Origin of the sequence: Methylobacterium sp. 4-46, assembly GCF_000019365.1 — a bacterium.
In the GTDB taxonomy this organism is placed as follows: domain Bacteria; phylum Pseudomonadota; class Alphaproteobacteria; order Rhizobiales; family Beijerinckiaceae; genus Methylobacterium.
On the sequence record NC_010511.1, the window covers coordinates 3,779,596 to 3,801,107 of the forward strand.

The following is a 21,512-nucleotide window of genomic DNA, read 5'->3' on the forward strand; positions in this document are numbered from 1 at the left end:
TTCCCGTGACCCGCCGACAGGAGACCACCGTGATCGCCCTCGACGTCGCCACCGGCGCCCTCGAACGCCTGCCCCACGGCGCCCGGGACCGGTTCGCCCGCGCGTGGCGCAGCCTGCCGGCCGGCCTGCGCTACGGGCGGGCCTACGGGCGCTGGCGCGCCCGCATCCGGCGCGCCGCGGCGGATCCGGCCTTCGCGTGCGCGGCGCAGGACGAAGCCCTCGCGGCCCTGGTCGCGCGGGCGCGCGCCGACAGCCCGGCCCATCGCGAGCGCCTCGACCCCGTCCTGGGCGCCGGCGCCCTCGACGGCGCGGCGCTGCGCGCCGTCTGGCCGCGGATCCCGATCCTCACCCGCGAGGAACTCGCTCGGGACGCGACCCGCTTCTGCACCACGGATCCCGGGCGGCTGCGCGACTGCATCCTGGTCGACCGCAGCGGGCAGAGCGCGCGGATCTTCCTCGATCGCGGCCTCGACCCGGTGGCGCTGGCCTTCCGGCACGAGGCATGGGCGCGGGCCGGCTTCACGCCGCAGGCGATGCGGGCGGTGTTCCGGGGGCTCGATCTCGGCGCGCCGAGCTACATGCAGGAGGCGCCCGGCGAGGGCGAGCTGCGCTGCTCGGTCCTGCATCTCTCGGACGCGGTCATGGCGGGCTACCTGGAGGCGATCCGGCGCTGGGGCATCGCCTTCCTGCAGGGGCTGCCCTCGGCGCTCTGCGTCTTCGCCGCCCACGTGCTGCGCGAGGAGGGGCCGCTCCCGCAGGTCACCGGGGTGCTGCCGACCTCCGAACCGCTCTCGGGCCCGGCGCGGGCGACCCTGGAACGGGCCTTTCCCCGGGCCCGCCTCGTCCCGGTCTACGGGCTGCGCGAGCAGGTCGCCTTCGCGGCCGAACGGCCCGGGGCGCCGGATTGCTACGTCTTCGACCCGCTCCACGGCCTCGCCGAGATCGTCGACGGCTCCGGTCGGCCCCTGACCCGGCCCGGCGCGCGCGGGCGGCTGGTCGCGACGGGGCTCCTCGGCGCGGGGATGCCGCTGATCCGCTACGAGACCGGGGACGAGGCCGAACTCGTCGAGGCGCCGGACGACCGCAACGGGCGGCGCCTCACCGTCCGGCGGATCCGCCCCCGCAGCGCGCCCGAGACGCTGCTCGGCCGCTCCGGGCTCAAGGTGCCGCTCGCGGACATGATCCAGCTCGATCCGGCGCTCCTCGGCGTCGGGGCCTTCCAGTTCGTGCAGGAGGAGCCCGGCCAAGTGACCCTGCGCGTCGTCCCGAGCACCGGGCCGCTGCCCGACTTCACCGGCTTCCTGCTGCGGATGGGGCGCCGGCTCGCGGGGGAGCTCGACCTCACCCTGGAGATCGTCGACCGGCTCCCCACCTCCCTGGCCGGCAAGCGCCCGATCGTCGCGCGATGCCTGCGGGCCGGTCCCGCCGGGCCGCGCGCCGCGGCGCAGGCGCGGCTCCCGGCCTGAGGCGCGCCCGGGCGCGGCTTGTCACCCGCGCGTCGCGCGTGCTCAATCTCCCGATGTCCCCGCCCCTCGACATGGTCGACCCGCCCGCCGCGCCGGAGGCGCCCCCGCGCCAGACCAGGCGCTACGCCCAGAAGCGGGACGCGATCCTGCAGGCCGCCGTCGCGCTCTTCAACGAGGCGGGGGTCAAGGGCGCGACCCTCTCGGAGGTCGCCCGGCGGGTCGGCCTGATGACGAACAGCGTCACCTACTATTTCCGCCGCAAGGAGGATCTGGCGGCCGCCTGCTTCCTGCACACGATCGCGGTCCTCGACGCGCTGGTGGCCGAGGCCGAGGCGGCGCCCGACCCGGCGGCGCGGCTGCGCCGCCTCCTCGACCTCACCCTCGCCAAGCGCGCCGCGGTCGCCACCGGCGCCGAGCCGGACACCGCGGTCCTCAACGACGTGCGCGCCCTGCCCGAGCCGCAGGCCGAGGCGGTGTTCTCGGCCTACGCCGACCTGTTCCGGCGCCTGCGCGGGCTGTTCGACGAGGCCGGGCTCGACCGCGCCGAGCGCAACGCGCGCACCCACCTGCTCCTCTGCGTGATCCACTCGACCCGCCTGTGGATCGACCGCTACGAGCCGCGCGACTACGGCCGGGTCGCCGCCCTGGTGAGCGACCTGCTGCTGGGCGGCCTCGCCGGCCCGGCCGCCGCCTGGTCCCCGGCGATCCTGCCCGAGCCGGCGCGCCCGCCCGAGAGCGAGGTCTCCCCCGAGGCGTTCCTGCGCGCCGCCACCATCCTGATCAACCAGCAGGGCTACCGGGGCGCCTCGGTGGAGAAGATCTCGGGGCTGCTCAAGGTCACCAAGGGCTCGTTCTACCACCACAACGACAACAAGGACGACCTCGTCGCCCATTGCTTCTCGCGCAGCTTCGCGCAGATCCGCGCCGTGCAGGACGCCGCCGACGCGGCGGGCGGCAGCGGCTGGGCGCGGCTCTGCACCGTCTCGGCGACGCTGGTGCGGCGCCAGCTCGGCCCGGCCGGGCCGCTCCTGCGCGTCACCGCCTTCAGCGCCCTGCCGGAGGCCCTGCGCACGCAGACCCGCCTGACCATGAACCGCCTCGCCGAGCGCTTCACCTTCTGCCTCGTCGAGGGCATGGCGGACGGGTCGGTGCGGGCCCACGACCCCGGCATCGCCGCGCAGCTCGTCAGCAGCATGATCAACGGGGCCGCCGAACTGCCCGCCTGGGTGCCCGGCGTGACGCCCGAGACCGCCGCCGACCTCTACGCCAGGCCGCTCTTCCTCGGCCTCTTCGCGCCGCCCGCGTAGAAAGAGCGGTACGCCGCCCCCGCCCGGGGTCTGCCCCCGACGGGCCGCGCTTTCGAAAACCGGGTTCTGCGCGCAGGGTTTTCCCGCCGCGGGACTCGGCGCTAGGGTGTGGGACGATGCCGGGGCGCTCCGACCCCGGCCCGGGAGGAGCACGCCGATGGACTTCACCCTCTCCGAGCGGCAGCGGCACTGGCGCGACCGGGTCGTCGCCTTCATGGACGAGCACGTCCGGCCGAACGTCCCGACCTACAAGGCCGAGATGGAGGGGTTCGGCAGCGACCGCTGGCAGCCGGTGCCGGTGATCGAGCGCCTGAAGCCCCTCGCCCGCGCGGCCGGCCTCTGGAACCTGTTCCTGCCGCCCTCCCCGGCGCACGACACGCCCGAGTATCGCGGCGCGGGCCTCACCAACCTCGACTACGCGCTCTGCGCCGAGGAGATGGGCCGCGTGCCCTGGGCCTCCGAGGTGTTCAACTGCTCGGCGCCCGACACCGGCAACATGGAGGTGCTGCACCGCTACGGCTCCCCGGCCCAGAAGGCGCGCTGGCTCGCGCCCCTGATGGCGGGCGAGATCCGCTCGGCCTTCCTGATGACCGAGCCCGACGTCGCCTCCTCGGACGCCACCAACATCGAGACCCGGATCCGCCGCGACGGCGACCATTACGTGCTCAGCGGGCGCAAATGGTGGTCCTCGGGCGTGGGCGACCCGCGCTGCGCCGTCGCCATCGTGATGGGCAAGACCGACACCGACGCCCCCCTGCACCAGCAGCAATCGCAGATCCTCGTGCCCCTCGACGCGCCCGGAATCAGGGTGGTGCGGATGCTGCCGGTCTTCGGCTACGACGACGCGCCGCACGGCCACGCCGAGGTGATCCTCGAGGAGGTGCGGGTGCCGGCCGAGAACCTGATCCTCGGCGAGGGCCGCGGCTTCGAGATCGCGCAGGGCCGGCTCGGGCCGGGGCGGATCCACCATTGCATGCGCACGATCGGCGTCGCCGAGGAGGCGCTCGCGGCGATGTGCCGGCGGCTCCTCTCGCGCGTCGCCTTCGGCAAGCGCATCGCCGACCACTCGGTCTGGGAGCAGCGCATCGCCGAGGCCCGCATCGACATCGAGATGACGCGGCTGCTCTGCCTGAAGGCCGCCGACATGATGGACAAGGTCGGCAACAAGGGCGCCAAGCTCGAGATCGCCATGATCAAGGTCGCGGCGCCCCGCATCGCCCTCAAGGTCATCGACGACGCCATCCAGGCCTTCGGCGGCGCGGGCGTCAGCAGCGACGCGGGCCTCGCCTACGCCTACGCGCGGATCCGCACGCTGCGCCTCGCGGACGGGCCGGACGAGGTCCACAACCGCTCGATCGCCCGGCTGGAGCTGGCGCAGTACGGCAACCGCGAGCGGGCCAAGGCCTGAGAGAAGGGCCCGATCAGCCGGCGAAGCCGCAGGCGGCGAGGCCGGCCCGCATGTGCGGCGGGACCGGGGCCTCGGCGGTGACGGGCGGCTTCCTCGGGTAGAGCGGCAGGCTCAGGCTGCGGGCGTGCAGCTGCAGGCCGGGCCCGCCGCGGCGGGGCGCCGCCCCGTAGACGGCGTCGCCCCGGATCGGCCAGCCCATGGCGGCGCAGTGGACCCGCAGCTGGTGGGTGCGGCCCGTGACCGGCTCCAGTTCGAGCCACGCGCCGCCCTCCGGGGAGCGCCCGCGCAGGCGCCAGCGGGTCAGGGCCGGGTCGCCGGCCGGGTCCGCCCGCATCCACCAGCTGCGCGGATCCTCCGAGCGGCGCGCGAGGGCGAGGTCGATCTCCCCCTCCTCGGCGGCGGGCGCGCCGTCGACGAGCGCCCAGTAGGTCTTGCGGGCATGCCCCTGCGCGAAGAGCTGACCGAGCCGGGCCAGCGCCTTGGCGTGGCGGCCGAGGGCGAGGCAGCCCGAGGTGTCGCGGTCGAGGCGGTGGGCCGCCTCCGGCCGGCGCGGCAGGCCGAAGCGCAGCGCGTCGAGGTGCTGGACCAGGGTCTCGCCCCCCTTCGGCCCCGGATGCACCGGCAGACCCGCCGGCTTGTCGATGACGAGCACCAGGGCATCGCGGTAGAGCACCCGCGAGACTATGTCTTCGACGATCATGGCAGCGCGTTCGCCGTGGTTGGGGTTCAGGAGGTCCGGTCGCATCGTCCGGACGGTGTGGAGCAGGCGCGGATGAGCGACAACACCAAGCCGGGCTGGTTCGGGCGCCTGTTCGGACGCCGGGGCGAGGCCAGGGAGGCGCCGGAGGCGCCGCCGACCGTCACGCCGTCCGAGGGCGAACCCGATTATGCCGGGGCGGCGCAGAGCCCGCCCGCGGCCCCGCCGACCATCACCGAGGCCTCCCCCGACACGGAGCCGGAGCGCGACCTCGCGCCGGAGCTCGCGGGCGCCGACCTGCAGCCGATCGACGGCGCCCCCGAGGCGCCCCCGGCCGGCACCGCCGGGCAGGAGCCGGCGACGCCGGAGGAGCCCGACGGCGGCGTCGAGCCCGAGGCGTCCGGTCCGCGCGGCTGGGAGACGAGCGCCCTCGCCCATCCCGGGGCCGACCTCGCCGGGGCCGACCTCGCCGGGGCCGACCTCGCCGAGCCAGACCTCGCCGAGCCCGATCTCGCCGAGCCCGATCTCGCCGAGCCCGAGACCGCGCCGCCTCCGGAGGCGCCGGGCGAGAGGCGCGGCTGGTGGAGCCGGCTCACCGGCGGCCTGCGCCGCACCTCCTCGGCCCTGTCCGAGCGGGTCACCGGGCTCTTCACCAAGCGCAAGCTCGACGCGACGACCCTGGAGGAGCTGGAGGACGCGCTGATCCAGGCGGATTTCGGCGTCGAGACGGCGACGCGGATCGCCGAGGCGGTGGGCAAGGGCCGCTACGAGAAGGGGATCTCGCCCGACGAGGTGCGGGCGATCCTGGCCGCCGAGGTCGAGCGGGCGCTGGAGCCGGTGGCGCGGCCGCTCACGCTCGAGGGCGCTGCCAAGCCCTTCGTGCTGCTGATGGTGGGCGTGAACGGGGCCGGCAAGACGACGACGATCGGCAAGCTCGCCCAGAAGTTCCGGGCGCAGGGGCGCAGCGTGATGCTCGCCGCCGGCGACACGTTCCGGGCCGCGGCGATCGAGCAGCTCAAGGTCTGGGGCGAGCGCACCGGCGCGCCGGTCCTCAGCCGCCCGCAGGGGGCGGACGCGGCCGGCCTCGCCTTCGACGCCCTCCAGGCCGCCCGCGAGGCCGGCACCGACGTGCTGATGATCGACACGGCCGGCCGGCTCCAGAACAAGGCCGGGCTGATGGCCGAGCTGGAGAAGATCGTCCGGGTGATCCGCAAGCTCGACGAGACGGCGCCGCACGCGGTGCTGCTCGTCCTCGACGCCACGGTCGGCCAGAACGCGATCAGCCAGGTCGAGCTGTTCCAGAAGACCGCGGGCGTGAGCGGGCTGGTGATGACGAAACTCGACGGCACCGCCCGCGGTGGTATCCTGGTGGCGCTCGCGGCGAAGTTCGGCCTGCCGGTCCACTTCATCGGCGTCGGCGAGGGGGTGGACGACCTCGAACCCTTCACGGCCCGGGACTTCGCCCGCGCCATCGCCGGCCTGGACAAGGACGGCTGAGCCCCGGGGGAGCGCGGGGGCCTCGGCCCCTCGCGGCAGGGATGCGGCGGCGGCGCGGACGGTCTAATGCTCGGGCGGCGCGAGCGCGACGTTCCGCGCGCTCCGCGGCCGCAAGGCTCTGGACTAGACCCCGCCCATGATCACCGAACCCGTCCCGCCCAAGGCCCACCTGCCGCCGCTCGTCAAGCTCGCCCTGGAACTCGGCCCGCTCGGCCTGTTCTTCCTCGGCAACGCCTACGCGGATCGCTTCGGCGTCGCCGCCGACAAGAAGCTCTTCGCGGCGACCGGCCTGTTCATCGCCGCGACCCTGGTGGCGCTCGCCGTGCACTACCTGCTGGTGCGGCGCCTGCCGATCATGCCGCTCGTCTCCGGCGTCGTGGTGGTGGTGTTCGGCGGGCTGACCCTGGTGCTCCAGGACGAACTCTTCATCAAGCTGAAGCCCACCATCGTGAACAGCCTGTTCGGGGCCGTCCTGCTCGGCGGGCTCGCCGTCGGCAAGCCGCTGCTCTCCCTCGTCCTCGACAGCGTCTTCGACCTCGACGACGAGGGCTGGCGCAAGCTGACCTTCCGGTGGGGCCTGTTCTTCTTCGTGCTGGCGGCGCTGAACGAGGTGGTCTGGCGCACCCAGAGCACCGATTTCTGGGTGAGCTTCAAGGTCTTCGGGATCATGCCGCTCACCATCGCCTTCGCGCTGGCCCAGACCCCGCTCCTCCTGCGCCACGAGCGCAAGACCGCCGACGAGACCTGACCGGCGGGAACCGGCGGGCGGGACAGCGGATTCCCGCCCTCATGAGCCAGACCCTGCCCGAGACAGCGCTCGTCATCCATCGCCGGCTCTGCGCGGCCTATGGCTGCCCGATCGCGTATTTCCACGACCTCGACCCCTTGAGCGAACTCGTCTCCTCGCTCCTCTCCCACCGCACCCGCAACGCGGAATCCGGCCGCGCCTTCAAGGCGCTGCGCGCCCGCTACCCGGATTGGGCGGAGCTGATCGCGGCGCCGGTCGCGGAGGTCGAGGCGGTGATCACGGGCGTGACCTGGCCCGAGCAGAAGGCGCCCCGCCTGCAGGCGGTGCTGCGGGCGGTGCGCGAGCGGCACGGGAGCCTGAGCCTCGACTTCCTGCGCGACCTCGACGTCGCTTCCGCCCGCGCCTGGCTTGAGGCCATCCCGGGGATCGGGCCGAAGACGAGCGCGGCGGTGCTCAGCTTCTCGACCCTGCGCAGGCCGGCCCTGCCGGTCGACAGCCACCACCACCGGGTCGCGCAGCGCCTGGGGCTGATCGGGCCGAAGGTCGATGTCGGACCCGCCCACGCCATCCTGCGCGCCCAGCTGCCGGAAGCGTGGAGCGCGCAGGACCTCTACGACAATCACGAGGTCATGATGCTGCACGGGCAGCGCTGCTGCTTCCACCGCGCCCCGGCCTGCGGGACCTGCGTGCTCCTCGACCTCTGCCCGACCGGCCAGGGCCGGCGGGCCGCGTCCCCCGCCCGCGCGACCGAGCCGGCCTGACCGCCGCCGCGATGCCGCGGCCCCGACGCCTTGACCCGCCCGAAGCCTTGGGTCAGAACGCCGCGCCCGTCGGGCCGCCCGCCCTTCCGGATTCCGTCCCCCGGCCCGCCACGAGACGCTGATGCCCGCGTTCCAGGAACTCGTCTTCTCCGGCGTCCAGCCGACCGGAAACCTGCACCTCGGCAATTACCTCGGCGCGATCAAGCGCTTCGTCGCCCTGCAGCCGACCTACGCGACCTGCCTCTACTGCGTGGTCGACCTCCACGCGATCACCGTGTGGCAGAACCCGACCGAGCTGACGAACCAGATCCGCGAGGTCACGGCGGCCTTCCTGGCCGCCGGCATCGACCCGGCGCGCTCCGTCGTCTTCAACCAGAGCCAAGTGCCCCAGCACGCGGAGCTGGCCTGGATCTTCAACTGCGTGGCCCGGCTCGGCTGGCTCAACCGGATGACGCAGTTCAAGGAGAAGGCCGGCAAGGACCGCGAGAACGCGAGCATCGGCCTCTACGATTACCCGGTCCTGATGGCGGCCGACATCCTGGCCTACCGGGCGACCCACGTCCCGGTCGGCGAGGACCAGAAGCAGCACCTCGAACTCACCCGCGACATCGCCCAGAAGTTCAACACCGACTTCGCGGCCTCGATCGCGGCGCGGGGGCACGGCGAGGCCTTCTTCCCGCTCACCGAGCCGCTGATCGGCGGGCCGGCGGCCCGGGTCATGTCGCTGCGCGACGGCACCAAGAAGATGTCGAAGTCGGACCCCTCCGACTATTCGCGCATCAACCTCACGGACGATGCCGACGCCATCGCCCAGAAGGTGCGCAAGGCCAAGACCGACGCCGAGCCCCTCCCCTCCGAGGTCGCGGGCCTGGCCGGCCGGCCCGAGGCGGACAACCTCGTGGGCATTTTCGCGGCCCTGCGCGACGTCAGCCGCGAGGACGTGCTGCGCGATTTCGGCGGCGCCCAGTTCTCGGCCTTCAAGGGCGCGCTGGTCGACCTCGCGGTCGAGACGCTCGGGCCGATCGGCGGCGAGATGAAGCGCCTCGTCGCCGACCCGGCCCATATCGACCGCGTGCTCGCGGAGGGCGCCGCCCGGGCCGAGGCCATCGCCGCGCCGAACCTCGCGGCCGTCAAGGACATCGTGGGCTTCGTGCGGACGCGGTGAGGCCCCGGAGAGGCCGGCGGGAGGGAGCGGGATGGCCGTCCAGGCGCTGATCTTCGACGTGTTCGGCACCCTGCTCGACTGGCACGGCGGGGTCGCCCGCGAGGCCGAGCGCCTGCTGAGGCCGCTCCGCCCGGACCTCGACGGGAGTGCCTTCGCGCGGGCGTGGCGGGCGCGCTACCAGCCCGGCATGGAGCCGATCCGGCAGGGAACGCGCCCCTTCGCGGATCTCGACGCGCTCCACGCCGAGAGCCTGGAGGATCTGCTCGCCGCCGAGGGCCTCGCCGGCATCCCGTCCGAGACCAAGCGCGACCTCGTCCTCGCCTGGCACCGCCTCGACGCCTGGCCCGACGTGGCCGAGGGGCTCGCCCGCCTGCGGCCGCACTTCCTGCTCGCTCCCTGCTCGAACGCCCATATCCGGCTCGCCATCGCGCATGCGCGCCGCAACCGCCTGCCCTGGGACGCCGTGCTCGGGGCCGAACTCGCGCGCGACTACAAGCCGAAGCCGGCCGTGTACCTCGCCGCCGCGCAGGCGCTGCGCCTCGCGCCGGAGGAGGTCGTGATGGTGGCGGCCCATTCCTCGGACCTCGCCGCCGCGGCCGCCTGCGGGCTCGGGACCGCGCACATCGCCCGTCCCGACGAGACGGGACCGGGCGGCGGCGAGGCCGGGCCGAGCGTGCCGGTGGACGTCTCCGCGGCGGATCTCGGCGACCTCGCCCGGCAGCTCGGCTGCTGAGGCGGGGGCACCGGCCAGCCCTCAGCCCTCGCCGCGCAGGACCCGGGCGGTGTAATCGGCCACGTCGATCGCGCCCTCGGCCCTGGCCCGGGCGGCGTCCTCCGGCAGCACGTCCTGCACCATGTCGCGGCGCTTCCACGGCGCGAGCGGCGTCTCGCGGCCCGCCTCCGGCACGGAGCGGGAATCCCGGACCTCGCGGCAGGCGTGGACGTAGCGCGGGCAATTCACCCGGACCTTCGCCACCTCGACGCGCACGAGGGCCTTGGCCTCCGGGTACGCGGCCGGCAGCGGACCCTCCCGCTAAAGCCGCGCGAGGCCCTGGAGGCGCAGGCGATGCGGCGTCTCGAAGGCGATGAACAGCAGGCCCACCCGGCCCTGCGCGGCGATGTTGCCCAGCGAGTAGAACATCCCGTTCCCGTCATACGCCATCCGGTTGATGGCTTCGCCATCTCCCGTTTCGGCAATGCGGATGTCGGCGTCGCTCAGGCGCCGCGCGGGCTCGTGATCCGGGACCCGCTTCGATCAAGGGGAGCCCGGATCAGCAGGGCGCGGTGCGCCTGCGCGGAGAGCGAGCCCATGGGATCCTCCGTGTTCCGATCGGGCCGCGTCGCGGCGGGCCTGCGGGCATGAAAAAGGCCGGCCCCGCGGGGGGCCGGCCGGTGCGAGGCGCGCGGGGCGCGGCTCAGTTCTTGGTCTTGTCGACCAGCGCCTTCTCCTTGATCCACGGCATCATGCCGCGCAGCCGCTCGCCGACCTCCTCGATCGGGTGGGCGGCGTTGCGGGCGCGCGTCGCCTTGAACGAGGTCTGGTTGACCTTGTTCTCTAGCATCCAGTTGCGCGTGAAGGTGCCCGACTGGATGTCGGTCAAAACCCGCTTCATCTCGGCCTTGGTCTCGGGCGTGATGATGCGCGGGCCGGTGACGTACTCGCCGTACTCGGCGGTGTTCGAGATCGAGTAGTTCATGTTGGCGATGCCGCCCTCGTAGATGAGGTCGACGATCAGCTTCACCTCGTGGAGGCACTCGAAATAGGCCATCTCGGGGGCGTAGCCCGCCTCGACCAGGGTCTCGAAGCCGGCCTTGATCAGCTCGACGAGGCCGCCGCAGAGCACGACCTGCTCGCCGAAGAGGTCGGTCTCGCACTCCTCCTTGAAGGTGGTCTCGATGATGCCGGCGCGGCCGCCGCCATTCGCCGAGGCGTAGGACAGGCCGAGGTCGTGCGCGTTGCCGGACGCGTCCTGCGCGATGGCGATCAGGGTCGGCACGCCGCCGCCGCGCAGGTACTCCGAGCGCACGGTGTGGCCGGGCCCCTTCGGGGCGACCATCAGCACGTCGAGATCCTTGCGCGGCTCGATCAGGTTGAAGTGCACGTTCAGGCCGTGCGCGAAGAGCAGGGCCGCGCCCTGCTTCATCTGGCCGTGCAGGGACTCGCGGTAGATGTCGCCCTGCAGCTCGTCCGGCGTCAGCATCATGACGACGTCGGCCTGCGCGGCCGCCTCGGCGACCTCCATGACCTTGAAGCCCTCGGCCTCGGCCTTCTTGGCGCTGGCCGAGCCCTTGCGCAGCGCGATGACGATGTCCTTGACGCCGGAATCGCGCAGGTTGAGGGCGTGGGCGTGCCCCTGGCTCCCGTAGCCGACGATGACGACCTTCTTGCCCTTGATCAGATTGATGTCAGCGTCGCGATCGTAATAGACCCGCATGGCGGCTCCCCCTGTGCGAGTTGGTGGAGGTGATGGGACGCTCCGGGCGCTGGAGCGGCCGTGCGATGCGGCGGCTTTTAGCCGGGCGGTCCGCGACAGGGAATAGGCATTGCGGCGGGGCCGGCGCGCAGCGGATGCGCGCGCGGCGAAGACCGGAGGGGACGCGGTGCGCGCAGGGCCGGTGGATCCGGGCGACGTGGTGGCGTTCTGGCGCGAGGCCGGCGAGGCGCGCTGGTTCACGGCGGAGCCGCGCTTCGACGCCGCCTGCACCCGCTTTCGCGCCGCGCACGAGGCCGCCGCCCGGGGCGAATGCGCGGCCTGGGAGGCGGATGCGGAGGGCGCCCTCGCCCTCGTCCTGCTCCTCGACCAGTTCCCGCGCAACCTGTTCCGGGGGACGCCGCGCGCCTACGCCACCGACGCGGCGGCGCTCGCCGCGGCCGAGCGGGCGCTCGCCCGCGGCCACGACCGGGCGATCGCGCCGGAGCTGCGCGCCTTCCTGTACATGCCCTTCATGCATGCCGAGGACGCGGCCCTGCAGGATCGCAGCCTCGCGCTCTTCGCGGCGCTCGGCCTGCCCCGCCACCTCGCCGCGGCGCGGGAGCACCGCGACCTCATCCGCCGCTTCGGCCGCTTCCCGCACCGCAACCCGATCCTCGGCCGGGCCGAGACGCCGCAGGAGCGGGCCTACCTCGCGGGCGAGGACGCGTTCCGGGGCTGAGGCCGGCGGCCCGGGATGCCGAGGCGCCGCGCCGATCCCGGGCAGGCCCGCGCCCCGGCCCTGAGGCGTGGCCGCCACGGACGCGCGCATCCGAAGGCCTTACACGGCCCCCATGCTGCAACTGCGCGACTATCAGCGGGCGAGCCTCGACGCGCTCCGGGCCGCCTGGGAGGGGGCGAGGGGGCCGGCCCTGCGCGACGGCCTGATCGTGCTGCCGACCGGGTCCGGCAAGGCCCTGGTGATCGCGGCCCTCGCCCGGGAGAGTCTGGGCCGCGACCCCGCCGCCCGCATCGCCATCGTCACCCACAGCCGCGAACTGATCGCCCAGAACCACCGCGAACTCACCGGATACTGGCCCGAGGCCCCGGCCGGGATCTTCTCCGCCGGGCTCGCGCGCCGCGAGGCCGCGGCGCCGGTGCTGGTCTGCGGGATCCAGTCGGTCTGGGACAAGCTCGACCTGATCGGCCCCCGCGACCTCGTGATCGTCGACGAGGCGCACCTGATCCCCCGCGCCGCCGAGACGCGCTACGGCCGCTTCCTCGCGGGCTTGCGCGCGGTGCGGCCGGGGATGCGCGTCGTCGGCTTCACGGCGACGCCCTACCGGCTCGACAGCGGGCGCCTCGACGAGGGCGAGGGCCGCCTGTTCGAGCGCATCGTGCACGAGGTCACGGTCGGCGACCTGATCCAGCGCGGCACCCTGGCGCCCCTGGTGTCCAAGGCGACGCTCACCGCCCTCGACGTGAGCGGCGTCGGCCGGCGCGGCGGCGACTACATCCCGAGCCAGCTCGAGGCGGCGGTCAACCAGGACTGGATCACCCGCGCGGCCGTGGAGGAGATGGTGGAGTACGGCCGCGCCCGCCGGGCCTGGCTCGCCTTCTGCGCCGGGATCGCGCATGCGCGGGCGGTGCGCGACGCGGTGCGGGCGGCCGGCTTCTCCTGCGAGGCGGTCTCCGGCGACACGCCGCGGCGCGAGCGCGAGCGCATCGTGCGGGATTTCCGGGAGGGGCGCGTCCGCTGCCTGACCTCGGTCGGGGTGCTGACGACGGGCTTCAACGTGCCCGAGGTCGACCTCGTCGCGCTGCTGCGCCCGACCCAGAGCACCGGGCTCTACGTGCAGCAGGTCGGGCGGGCCCTGCGCCGCGCGCCGGGCAAGGAGGACGCGCTGATCCTCGATTACGCGGGGCTCGTGCGCCTGCACGGGCCGGTCGACAGCGTCACCTCCCGCACCGCCGCCGTGCGCGGCCGGGAGACGGAGGTGCGGGCGAAGGCCTGCCCGGGCTGCGGGGCGCTGATCGCGCTCAACGCCTCGACTTGCGAGGCCTGCTGGGTCGAGCCCGCGGCGGAGCCGGGCGAGGAGGCGAGGCACGAGGCGCGCGCCGAGGACACCCTGCCGATCCTGTCCGAGCGGGTGATGGCGGCCCTGCGGGCCGAGGGGGCGTGGCGGGAGGTGCGGGGCTGGCAGGTCGCGCCGGCCCCGGGCGGCCTCGACGTGGTGCTGGACGCCGCGGACGGCCCCCACCGGATCCGGCTCGCGCTCGAAGGGCGCGGCTACGCGCGGGAGAAGGCGGTGGCGTGGTGGCGCGGGCTCGGCGGCGGGCGCGAGGCCCCGCTCTGCGCCGAGGAGGCGCTCGCGCGCCGGGACGAGCTCGCCCGGCCGGCGATGCTGCGGGTGCGCGCGAGCGGCCGCCTCAGCGCGGAGGTCAGCCTGCGCTTCCCCGACGGGCGCCTGTTCACCGACAGGCGCCGCGAGGACGGGGCCGGCTGAGCCCGGGCCCGGACGGGGCCGCCCCGCCGGCTCTCAGGCGCCGCCTCGCCCCGCCGCCTCGCCGGGGCGGAAGAACAGGCCGGCCTTCAGGCTGTCGCCGATCCGGTGCGCCCGCTCGACCAGGACGGAGGCGATCTCGGGCGCGAAATGCGCCGCCGCACTCTCCTCGAACAGGGCGAGCCAGCGGGCGAAGTGGTCCGGGCCGAGCCCGGCGAGCGCGAGGTGCTTGCCGAAGGGATTGCCCTTGTAGCGCCCCGTCCGGAACAGCACCGAGGACCAGAAGGCCCGGATCGTCTCCATGTGGCGGGGCCAGCCGGGATCGGGAATCGCCGCCGCGAAGACCGGGCCGACGAGCGGGTCCGCGCGCAGGCGGGCGTAGAAGGCGTCGAGGAAGCGGCCGAGGCTGACCTCGTCGAGGATCTGCGCGGGCATCGCCCCTCAGATGACGACGACCGGCCGCCGCATCAAGGGGCGCCGCCCCGCGCCCGGGCCGCGCTCAGATGTACTTGTCGAGCACCGTCATCTGGGGCTTGTCGGTGACGCTGGAGGTCCCGAGCCCGGTCGGCTCGGCCGAGAACATGTAGTCGCCCCACCACGGGCCGCCCGCCCAGTAGGTGGCGCCCTGCCAGGCGCCGGTGTGCTGGCTCATGTAGCCCAGCATGGCGTCCATCGCCGCCAGGCTCGTCTGATCCTGGGCCACCCCGAACTCGCCGAGGAACAGCCGGTTGTGGGTGCTCTCGGCCCATTGCGTGGCCGCCTGGAGGCGCTCGACGCCGATGCTCGTCGAGGCGACGCCCGCGTGCGTGCCGGACCCGTCGCCGTCGAGGTACTGATGCACCTCGAAGGCGTAGTTGTTCGACGGGTCGACCACGCCGCCGCCCAGCACGGCCGCGTTGTCCGAGGTCGTCCAGGTCCAGGCCCCGTCCCAGTAGGTCCCCGGGACCAGGATCTCCTGCGCGGTGGCGCCGGCCCCGCGGATGGCCTGGATCGCCGCGTTGACGTCGCCGAGCCACTCGGTGGCGGTGGATTGCTGCGGCTCGTTCATCAGGCCGAACAGCACGTTCGGGTTGGACGCGAAGTGCCCCGCCATCCTGCCCCAGAAATCCGCGAAGGCGCCGACCGGGGTGGCCGCGCTGCCGACGGGGGAGCCGTAACCGGAGCCGTAATTGTGCATGTCGAGAACGACCTTCATGCCCTTGGCGTTCGCGTAGCTCACGACGTCGTCGATGTAGGCGAGATCGCTGCTGCTCAGGGCGCCGCCCTGGACGGGCTGCAGGCGCTCCCACAGGAAGGGCAGGCGGATGACGTTCAGGCCCTTGCCGGCGTAGTAGTCGATCTCCGCGTGGTTGGGGTAGATGTAGTCGGTCCCGTACCGGCCGGGCACCGCGCTGCCGAACTCGCCGCCCGCGAGGTTGATGCCGAGCAGGGAGAGCTGGCCCGCCGGGGGAACCGGCGCGCCGCCGAGGGTGAAGCTCTGCGTGGTGGTCTGGCCCGCATTGCCGGCGGCGTCCTGCACCCGCGCCGAGGCGGATCCGCTCGCCCAGCCGGCGGCCGGCTTGGCCACCTGCAGCGAGAAGCTGGTGCCCGAGAGGCTGGCCTGCGGCACCGTGTAGGTCGCCCCGGCCACGGTCAGCAGCAGGCTCTCCGCCGGGGCGAGCGCGGCCGAGAGCGTGCCCGAGACCGTGACGGTGCCGGCCGCCTGCTCGCCGGCGTCGATCACGTTGTCGCCCGCGACGAGCAGCTGGGTGATGGTCTCGGTGGGCGCGACGGTGTCGATGATGACGGACTTCGCGGAGGAGCGCACCGAGGTGTTCCCGGCCGCGTCCGTGGCCGTGGCCACGAAGCTGTGGGTGCCGTCGATCAGCCTGCTCGCCTCCGTGTAGGACCACGCACCCGTCGCGTCGGCCGTCACGATGGCCTGGGCGGTCGCGGCACCATCCATGTAGATGGCGACCTTGGCGCCCTTCTCGGCCGTCCCGGCCAGGGTCGGCGTCGCGTTGTTCGTGGAGGCGGCCGGGAAATCCCTGAGGATCGGCGCCGGCGGGGGCGTCGTGTCGATGGTGACGGTGAGGGCGGGCGAGGGCGCGCTCGTGCTCCTGGGCCCGCTCTGCGCGACGGCCGTGAAGGCGTACACGCCGTCGGACAGGCTGGTCGTGGCGACGCTCCAGGCCCCCGAGGCGTCCACGGTCACGGCCGGCATGGTGCCGGAGACGCGCTTACCGGCCGCCGTCGTTCCGGTGTAGCTCACCAGGATCGCCGTACCGGGCGCGCCCGTTCCGTCCAGCTTCAGGCTCCGGAAGCTGGTCAGGTTGTCGCCGAGCGCACCGCTGTCCGTCGATGCGTCCAGCCATGGCGCCGGGGGGGCCGCGATCTGCGTGGCTGGGTTGCTGCTCTTGAGGGCCATCGGACACCCGGAAACAATTGAATCAAGGCTGCCGCAGGAATAGCTCGCCTGCCTTGTGCGAAGCTGGACTCGTGCGATGGTGTCGTTGCAGCGCGTTTCGATTGGTCAAACGCGAATTGTGGTCAGCCGATCTGCTTCCGGTCCGTCATTCACGCGGCGTGAGCGGCCGGTTCAGGGAAGCTCCCGCGCCCGGGATGCCGGCATCGGCCGGCCCGCCTCCTGGCCCCCTCAGGAGACCGCCCCATGACCACGCGCATCGCGTCCCTCGCCCGCCTCGCGCTCGCCGCCGTCGCGGCGCCGGGGCACGCGCAGCAGGAGGGCGCCCAGCGAAGCGTCCAGGCCCTGGGGCCACGCGTTCCAGGCGCCGGGCGGGGCCGTCCCGGCGGTCGCCCCGCGCCGCCCCGCCCCCCCTCGCGGCCGCCCCCGCGACCCCGTCAGCGGAGGGCGGACACCACGTGCGCCCGCATCCGCGCGCCGCAGACCGGATCGCCGAACCGGGAAGTGATCGCCGCGGCGGCGGCCCGGGTCGCCTCGTCGAGGCTCACGCGCCGCGCGCCTCGATCTCGCCGCGCAGCGGCGTGCCCTGGCACATTCCTGCCGCCGCCCGCGCCGGGACGCCGTCGCTGACCTGCGGCACGGTCTCGACCGTGACCGAGGAAAAGCCGGCAGCGAGCAGGTCCCCCCGCACCGCCTCCGGATCGTGCAACCCGTAGGGGGTGCGGGCCAGGAAGGCCGGCGGGTCGGCCGGGAACAGGGCGGCGAGGGCCTGCGTGACCGTGGCGGCGAGGTCGTTCTCGGCGAGGCGGTCCCAGACGGTCAGGACGAAGCGTCCCCCCGGCCGCAGCACGCGGCGGGCCTGCGCGAAGGCGGCCCGCCGATCGGGGAAGAACATCGCGCCGAACTGGCAGACCACCGCGTCGAAAGCCGCGTCCGGCACGGGCAGGGCCTGCGCGTCGGCCTGGCGCCAGGTCACGCCGGCCGCGCCGGGCTGCGCCGCCGCGTGGTCCAGCATGGCTTGGTTGAGGTCGGTGGCCAGGACCGGCGTGCCGGGGGGCAGGGCCGCCACGAGGGCGCGGGTGACGATGCCGGTGCCGGCCGCGGTCTCCAGCACCGACGCGGGCGCGAAGGCGGCGACCCGGGCCGCGACGTCGCGCGCGTAGGGGGCGAACAGCACCGGGCCGAGACCGCCGTCGTAGAGGGCCGGGATCGACCCGGTGAAGACGGCGTCCGCGTCCCGCATGATCGCCCTCCCGCGCTCGCGGCCGGGGCGGAAGCTTACGGGGACGCGCGCGAGGTTCAATCCGCCGGCGAGGCGGCGGGCGCGGGGGCCGGGCGGCGCTCCGCGAGGGCGAGGGCCGTGGCGGCGAGCAGGACCGCCATGCCGAGGGCCTCGGGCCGGCCGATCACCTCGCCCCCCGCCGCCACGCCGACCGCCACCGCCACCGCCGGGCTCACGAAGGCGTAGAGCCCGGCCCGGAAGGCGCCCCAGGCCCGCACCAGCCAGAGATAGATCGTGAAGGCGGCGAGCGACCCGCCCAGGACCATGAGGCCGAGCCCGAAGGCGACGCGCGGGTCGGCGAGGCCCGCGAGCCGGCCCGGATCGTAGCCCTCGGCCAGGAGCGCCACCGGCACGAGGCCGAGGGCCCCGAGGCTCGTCTCCCAGAAGGCGAGCGCGACCGGATGCATGCGCCGCATCAGCGGGCGGCTCGCCACCGCGCCCCAGGCGTAGCTGAGCGTGCCGGCCGCGACCGCCGCGAGGCCGAGCCCCGCCTCGTCGGACCCGCCGCCGCGCCGCCCCTGATAGAGGAGGAGGAGGCCCGCGAGGCCGAGCCCGATCGCCCCGAGCCGCCGCCCGGTGATCCGCTCCTCCCCGTAGAGCGCCCCGACGAGCACGATGAAGATCGGCATCAGCCCGAGATTCACCACCGCCGAGAGCCCGGTCGGTGCCCGGGCGACGCCCCAGAACAGGAGGCCGTAGGAGCCGGTGGTGATGAGGAGCGAGGCGAGCAGGATCCGGCCCGGCTGCTCCATCCGCAGCGGCAGGCGCAGGGCGAGGACGAGGGCGAGGTAGCCGAGCCCCGCGAGGGTGAAGCGGAAGAGCGCCAGGGTGACGGGCGGCACCACCTCCGCGGCGAGCTTCGTCGGCAGCCACGTGAGGCCCCAGATCAGCGCCATCAGCAGGAAGGCCGCGACGCGGCCCCCCTCCCCGCCCGTCCTCACCGCGCCGCCCGGGTCACGGCAGGGTCGGGGCGCAGGCCGGCCCCGCCGGCGCGTGCCGGCGCAGGCTCGCCAGCAGGATGGCGCCCGCCGCCTGGAAGGACAGGAACGCCGCCATCAGGTCGAGGCCGCAATCGACCCAGCTCGCCGAGGCCAGGAACGAGCCGAAGCTCACCGCGCCGATCAGGGCGTTCGAGACGGCGTCGTTGCGGGCGTTGAGCCAGGTCGCCTCGATCAGCGGGTTCGGGTCGTCGCGGAACCGCGACAGGGCGGCCGCCGCGAGGGCGGAGACCGACAGGCTGCTGGCGAGCGAGAGGGCGACGAGCCCGGTGCTGGTCTTGTCGGGCGAGGTCAGGTCCCGCCAGCCGTCGAGCAGGGATTGCGCCCCCGACGCGGCCATGATCGCCGCGACGAGGAGGGCCGAGAGCCGCTCCACCCGCTCGCCCCGGCCGAAGACCAGGGCGGCGACCGCGTTGAGCACGATGTCGAAGCCGAAGCCGCGGGACTCGTCCAGCAGGCTGTCCGAGCCGATCGCCAGCGCGTAGGCGCCCTGCGCGACCGCGACCGCGAGGGTGCCGATCACGATGACCCACACCGTGCGCGTGTAGGCGCGGCGCGAGCCGGGCCGGTGACTCTCGACGGGGCCGGATCTCACCATGGACGATGCTCCGCGCGGGGCCGGAAGGCCCCTGGTTTCTCCACTGCTTCCGAATCTGGACTGTAAAGACCGATCTTGACCTGAGTAAGGCTCGCCTGAGCTTCACCGAACCGCAGATCTCTCCAACAAACCCCGCGGGCGGGGCCGACGGGCTACTCCTCGTAGGCGGTCTCGGGCCGCTCGTCCCCGCTCTCCGGGGCGGGTCCCGGCTTGGCACGGTGGCGCCCGCGCTAGAGCGGCGCGGCGGGATCGGCCCGCGCGACGGCCTGGAGCCGGCTCATCTCGTAATGGTCGTGGTAGCTCGCGTTCAGGTAGTACATCCCTCCCGCGACGATCGACAGGACCGCCGCGAGGCATGCGAGGGAGCCGAGGACCGGGTTGCCTTGGGGGAGCGTCGTCATACGGGACCTGGGAGCGGCGGAGGGCCGGGCGGGGGCGGAGGGACCGGCGCGAAACAACTCCGAAACGTAGCGCGCGAGGCGGACAACCGCCTATGCCCGCCGCGCCACAGGCCGGAACTTCCGGCCTGCCCGGGGCCGGGCGGCGCGCGGCGCAGCGGGGGGCGGCCCGGCCCCGGGCAAGATCGGGGGCAAGATCGGGTGCAAGATCAGGGACAGGTCGTCCGGCCCGCCCGGACTCGGATCGACTTTCCGCCCTCTCGGGAAAGTCTTCGCCGGCAGAGACCGCCGTCTTGGCGGCCGACGCAGCGTTCGCCGCACCATGATCGCCGGTTCCGCGCGGGCCGAAGACTATCCTCCGGCCCCGCTCGTCCGATGCGGGATCGGTGGACCGGGCCGGAATCGGTCTCGGGACCGGATTGCCAGCGGCGGCGGATCAGATAATGTATTCAAAATTCGTAATGCCGTTCGGCCCAGCCCGGACGGCGGAGCCCGCCGCACCAAGACGGCGGCCCGAAACCTGGACGCGCCGGGTCTCCCGCCCGCCGCCTCCATCGCGGAGTGAGACGCCCATGCCGGCAAGGGTCAAGGCGACGACCAGTGTCCTCCTGATGCTGTGCCTGATGTACTTCATCACCTACATCGACCGGGTGAACATCGGCACGGCGGCGAGCCACATCAAACAGGATCTCGGGCTGACGAACACGCAGCTCGGGCTGATTTTCTCGGCCTTCGCGTATCCCTACGCGGTGTTCCAGGTGATCGGCGGCTCGGTCGGCGACCGGTTCGGGGCGCGGCGCACGCTGCTGATCTGCGGCGTGATCTGGGCCGCCGCGACCGTGCTGACGGGCTTCGCCGGGAGCATGGCGTCGCTCTTCCTGGCCCGCGTGATGCTGGGCTTCGGGGAGGGCGCCACCTTCCCGACCGCGACGCGCGCCATGCAGAACTGGACGGTGCCCGGCCGGCGCGGCTTCGCGCAAGGCATCACCCACGCCTTCGCGCGGCTCGGCAACGCGGTCGCCCCGCCGATCGTCGCCCTGCTGATCGCGCTGGTCGGCTGGCGCTACGGCTTCGTGGTGCTGGGAGTGGCGAGCTTCGTCTGGGTGGTGGCGTGGTACGTCACGTTCCGCGACGATCCCCGCGACCACGCCCGCATCACGCCCGAGGAACTCGCCGCCCTGCCGCCCGCCCGGGTCCCGGGCCAGCGCAGCGCGGTGCCGTGGGGCCGCCTCACCCGCCGGATGCTGCCGGTGACGCTGACCTATTTCTGCTACGGCTGGACGCTGTGGCTCTTCCTCAACTGGCTGCCGTCCTTCTTCAAGGAGGGGTACGGGCTCGACCTCAAGAACTCGGCCCTGTTCGCGTCCGGCGTGTTCTTCGCGGGCGTGGTCGGCGACACGCTCGGCGGCGTCCTGTCGGACCACATCCTGCAGCGGACCGGCAACCTCAAGCTCGCGCGGCTCAGCATCATCCTGCTCGGGATGCTGGGGGCGGCCGCCAGCCTGGTCGGGGTGTTCTTCACCCGCGACCTCACGGCGATCGCGGTGCTGCTCTCGGCCGGCTTCTTCTTCCTCGAACTCGTCATCGGGCCGATCTGGTCGGTGCCGATGGACATCGCCCCGCAATATTCCGGCACCGCGAGCGGGCTGATGAATACCGGGTCGGCGGTGGCCGCGATCGTCTCGCCGCTCGCCTTCGGCTGGATCGTCGACCTGACCGGCAACTGGATCCTGCCCTTCGCGGGCTCGATCGGCCTGCTGCTCGCCGGGGCGGCGCTCGCCTTCACGATGCATCCCGAGCGGCGCTTCGCGGAGGCGCCGGGGGCGGAGGGCGCCGCGCTCGCTCCGGCCGCGGCGGAGTAAGGGCGC

The 21,512-nt window shown here is 73.9% G+C and carries 21 protein-coding genes; 11 read left to right on the forward strand and 10 right to left on the reverse strand.

The window, feature by feature from the left end; translation table 11 throughout:
- The first annotated feature begins 29 nt into the window (after positions 1-29).
- From M446_RS16240 to M446_RS16250, 3 genes are all read left to right on the forward strand, one after another.
- Positions 30-1,466 carry a coenzyme F390 synthetase gene (locus M446_RS16240; RefSeq protein ID WP_012333195.1) on the forward strand — a complete coding sequence of 479 codons (1,437 nt, stop codon included), beginning with the start codon at positions 30-32 and terminating at the stop codon, positions 1,464-1,466.
- A 53-nt stretch (positions 1,467-1,519) separates the two neighbouring features.
- The gene (locus M446_RS16245) at positions 1,520-2,773 is read left to right on the forward strand and encodes a TetR/AcrR family transcriptional regulator (RefSeq protein ID WP_050777571.1); all 1,254 of its coding nucleotides are present in this window, start codon (positions 1,520-1,522) and stop codon (positions 2,771-2,773) included.
- Between the two features lie 157 nt (positions 2,774-2,930).
- Positions 2,931-4,181: an acyl-CoA dehydrogenase family protein gene (locus M446_RS16250; protein WP_012333197.1), complete on the forward strand. Its 1,251-nt coding sequence runs from the start codon at positions 2,931-2,933 to the stop codon at positions 4,179-4,181.
- A gap of 13 nt (positions 4,182-4,194) precedes the next feature.
- Here M446_RS16250 and M446_RS16255 read toward each other — a convergent pair whose 3' ends face one another.
- The gene (locus tag M446_RS16255; protein ID WP_012333198.1) at positions 4,195-4,881 is read right to left on the reverse strand and encodes an RluA family pseudouridine synthase; all 687 of its coding nucleotides are present in this window, start codon (positions 4,879-4,881) and stop codon (positions 4,195-4,197) included.
- Between the two features lie 72 nt (positions 4,882-4,953).
- On the opposite strand from M446_RS16255, the gene ftsY reads away from it, so the two are divergent.
- From ftsY to M446_RS16280, 5 genes are all read left to right on the forward strand, one after another.
- Positions 4,954-6,375: a signal recognition particle-docking protein FtsY gene (ftsY, locus tag M446_RS16260; protein ID WP_012333199.1), complete on the forward strand. Its 1,422-nt coding sequence runs from the start codon at positions 4,954-4,956 to the stop codon at positions 6,373-6,375.
- Between the two features lie 136 nt (positions 6,376-6,511).
- On the forward strand, positions 6,512-7,123 hold the full coding sequence (locus M446_RS16265; protein ID WP_012333200.1) for a septation protein A: 612 nt from the start codon (positions 6,512-6,514) through the stop codon (positions 7,121-7,123).
- A 41-nt stretch (positions 7,124-7,164) separates the two neighbouring features.
- Positions 7,165-7,884, forward strand: coding sequence for an endonuclease III domain-containing protein (locus M446_RS16270; RefSeq protein WP_012333201.1), 720 nt, complete (start codon positions 7,165-7,167; stop codon positions 7,882-7,884).
- A 121-nt stretch (positions 7,885-8,005) separates the two neighbouring features.
- Entirely contained in the window at positions 8,006-9,049 is a 1,044-nt protein-coding gene (trpS, locus tag M446_RS16275; protein WP_012333202.1) for a tryptophan--tRNA ligase, read from the forward strand.
- Positions 9,050-9,080: 31 nt separating this feature from the next.
- Positions 9,081-9,782, forward strand: a complete 702-nt coding sequence (locus M446_RS16280) for a haloacid dehalogenase type II (RefSeq protein ID WP_012333203.1) — start codon at positions 9,081-9,083, stop codon at positions 9,780-9,782.
- A 21-nt stretch (positions 9,783-9,803) separates the two neighbouring features.
- Here the strand turns inward: M446_RS16280 and M446_RS38985 are convergent, their stop codons facing one another.
- From M446_RS38985 to ilvC, 3 genes are all read right to left on the reverse strand, one after another.
- Positions 9,804-10,037, reverse strand: coding sequence for a hypothetical protein (locus M446_RS38985; protein WP_050777491.1), 234 nt, complete (start codon positions 10,035-10,037; stop codon positions 9,804-9,806).
- A 45-nt stretch (positions 10,038-10,082) separates the two neighbouring features.
- On the reverse strand, positions 10,083-10,268 hold the full coding sequence (locus M446_RS38990; protein ID WP_415926917.1) for a pyridoxamine 5'-phosphate oxidase family protein: 186 nt from the start codon (positions 10,266-10,268) through the stop codon (positions 10,083-10,085).
- Positions 10,269-10,464: 196 nt separating this feature from the next.
- Entirely contained in the window at positions 10,465-11,484 is a 1,020-nt protein-coding gene (gene ilvC / locus M446_RS16290) for a ketol-acid reductoisomerase (protein WP_012333204.1), read from the reverse strand.
- Positions 11,485-11,650: 166 nt separating this feature from the next.
- Between ilvC and M446_RS16295 the strand changes: the two genes are divergently transcribed.
- On the forward strand, positions 11,651-12,202 hold the full coding sequence (locus M446_RS16295) for a DUF924 family protein (protein WP_012333205.1): 552 nt from the start codon (positions 11,651-11,653) through the stop codon (positions 12,200-12,202).
- Positions 12,203-12,314: 112 nt separating this feature from the next.
- Positions 12,315-13,967 (forward strand): DEAD/DEAH box helicase, encoded by a 1,653-nt coding sequence (locus M446_RS16300; protein WP_012333206.1) that lies wholly within the window; start codon positions 12,315-12,317, stop codon positions 13,965-13,967.
- A gap of 33 nt (positions 13,968-14,000) precedes the next feature.
- Here M446_RS16300 and M446_RS16305 read toward each other — a convergent pair whose 3' ends face one another.
- The 6 genes from M446_RS16305 to M446_RS38170 form a co-directional block, all read right to left on the reverse strand.
- Entirely contained in the window at positions 14,001-14,399 is a 399-nt protein-coding gene (locus tag M446_RS16305) for a group III truncated hemoglobin (protein ID WP_012333207.1), read from the reverse strand.
- Positions 14,400-14,463: 64 nt separating this feature from the next.
- Positions 14,464-16,371, reverse strand: coding sequence for a cellulase family glycosylhydrolase (locus M446_RS16310; protein WP_012333208.1), 1,908 nt, complete (start codon positions 16,369-16,371; stop codon positions 14,464-14,466).
- Positions 16,372-16,912: 541 nt separating this feature from the next.
- Complete coding sequence (locus M446_RS16315) at positions 16,913-17,611, reverse strand: class I SAM-dependent methyltransferase (protein ID WP_322597462.1); 699 nt, start codon at positions 17,609-17,611, stop codon at positions 16,913-16,915.
- A gap of 56 nt (positions 17,612-17,667) precedes the next feature.
- A complete protein-coding gene (locus M446_RS16320; protein WP_012333209.1) occupies positions 17,668-18,591 on the reverse strand; it encodes a DMT family transporter in 924 nt (307 codons plus the stop codon).
- Positions 18,592-18,604: 13 nt separating this feature from the next.
- Positions 18,605-19,246 carry a cation transporter gene (locus M446_RS16325; RefSeq protein ID WP_012333210.1) on the reverse strand — a complete coding sequence of 214 codons (642 nt, stop codon included), beginning with the start codon at positions 19,244-19,246 and terminating at the stop codon, positions 18,605-18,607.
- 230 nt (positions 19,247-19,476) lie between these two features.
- Positions 19,477-19,647, reverse strand: coding sequence for a hypothetical protein (locus M446_RS38170; RefSeq protein ID WP_012333211.1), 171 nt, complete (start codon positions 19,645-19,647; stop codon positions 19,477-19,479).
- 569 nt (positions 19,648-20,216) lie between these two features.
- Between M446_RS38170 and M446_RS16330 the strand changes: the two genes are divergently transcribed.
- A complete protein-coding gene (locus M446_RS16330; RefSeq protein ID WP_012333212.1) occupies positions 20,217-21,506 on the forward strand; it encodes an MFS transporter in 1,290 nt (429 codons plus the stop codon).
- Positions 21,507-21,512: the final 6 nt, after the last annotated feature.

Coding starts and splice junctions, on each gene's coding strand:
- M446_RS16305 (WP_012333207.1), bottom strand. CDS start 14,399: ATGCCCGCGCAGATCCTCGACGAGGTCAGCCTCGGCCGCTTCCTCGAC.
- M446_RS16315 (WP_322597462.1), bottom strand. CDS start 17,611: ATGCGGGACGCGGACGCCGTCTTCACCGGGTCGATCCCGGCCCTCTAC.
- ftsY (WP_012333199.1), top strand. CDS start 4,954: ATGAGCGACAACACCAAGCCGGGCTGGTTCGGGCGCCTGTTCGGACGC.
- M446_RS16330 (WP_012333212.1), top strand. CDS start 20,217: ATGCCGGCAAGGGTCAAGGCGACGACCAGTGTCCTCCTGATGCTGTGC.
- M446_RS16255 (WP_012333198.1), bottom strand. CDS start 4,881: ATGATCGTCGAAGACATAGTCTCGCGGGTGCTCTACCGCGATGCCCTG.
- M446_RS38170 (WP_012333211.1), bottom strand. CDS start 19,647: ATGACGACGCTCCCCCAAGGCAACCCGGTCCTCGGCTCCCTCGCATGC.
- M446_RS16300 (WP_012333206.1), top strand. CDS start 12,315: ATGCTGCAACTGCGCGACTATCAGCGGGCGAGCCTCGACGCGCTCCGG.
- M446_RS16265 (WP_012333200.1), top strand. CDS start 6,512: ATGATCACCGAACCCGTCCCGCCCAAGGCCCACCTGCCGCCGCTCGTC.
- M446_RS16245 (WP_050777571.1), top strand. CDS start 1,520: ATGTCCCCGCCCCTCGACATGGTCGACCCGCCCGCCGCGCCGGAGGCG.
- M446_RS16325 (WP_012333210.1), bottom strand. CDS start 19,246: ATGGTGAGATCCGGCCCCGTCGAGAGTCACCGGCCCGGCTCGCGCCGC.
- ilvC (WP_012333204.1), bottom strand. CDS start 11,484: ATGCGGGTCTATTACGATCGCGACGCTGACATCAATCTGATCAAGGGC.
- M446_RS16250 (WP_012333197.1), top strand. CDS start 2,931: ATGGACTTCACCCTCTCCGAGCGGCAGCGGCACTGGCGCGACCGGGTC.
- M446_RS16270 (WP_012333201.1), top strand. CDS start 7,165: ATGAGCCAGACCCTGCCCGAGACAGCGCTCGTCATCCATCGCCGGCTC.
- M446_RS16280 (WP_012333203.1), top strand. CDS start 9,081: ATGGCCGTCCAGGCGCTGATCTTCGACGTGTTCGGCACCCTGCTCGAC.
- trpS (WP_012333202.1), top strand. CDS start 8,006: ATGCCCGCGTTCCAGGAACTCGTCTTCTCCGGCGTCCAGCCGACCGGA.
- M446_RS16310 (WP_012333208.1), bottom strand. CDS start 16,371: ATGGCCCTCAAGAGCAGCAACCCAGCCACGCAGATCGCGGCCCCCCCG.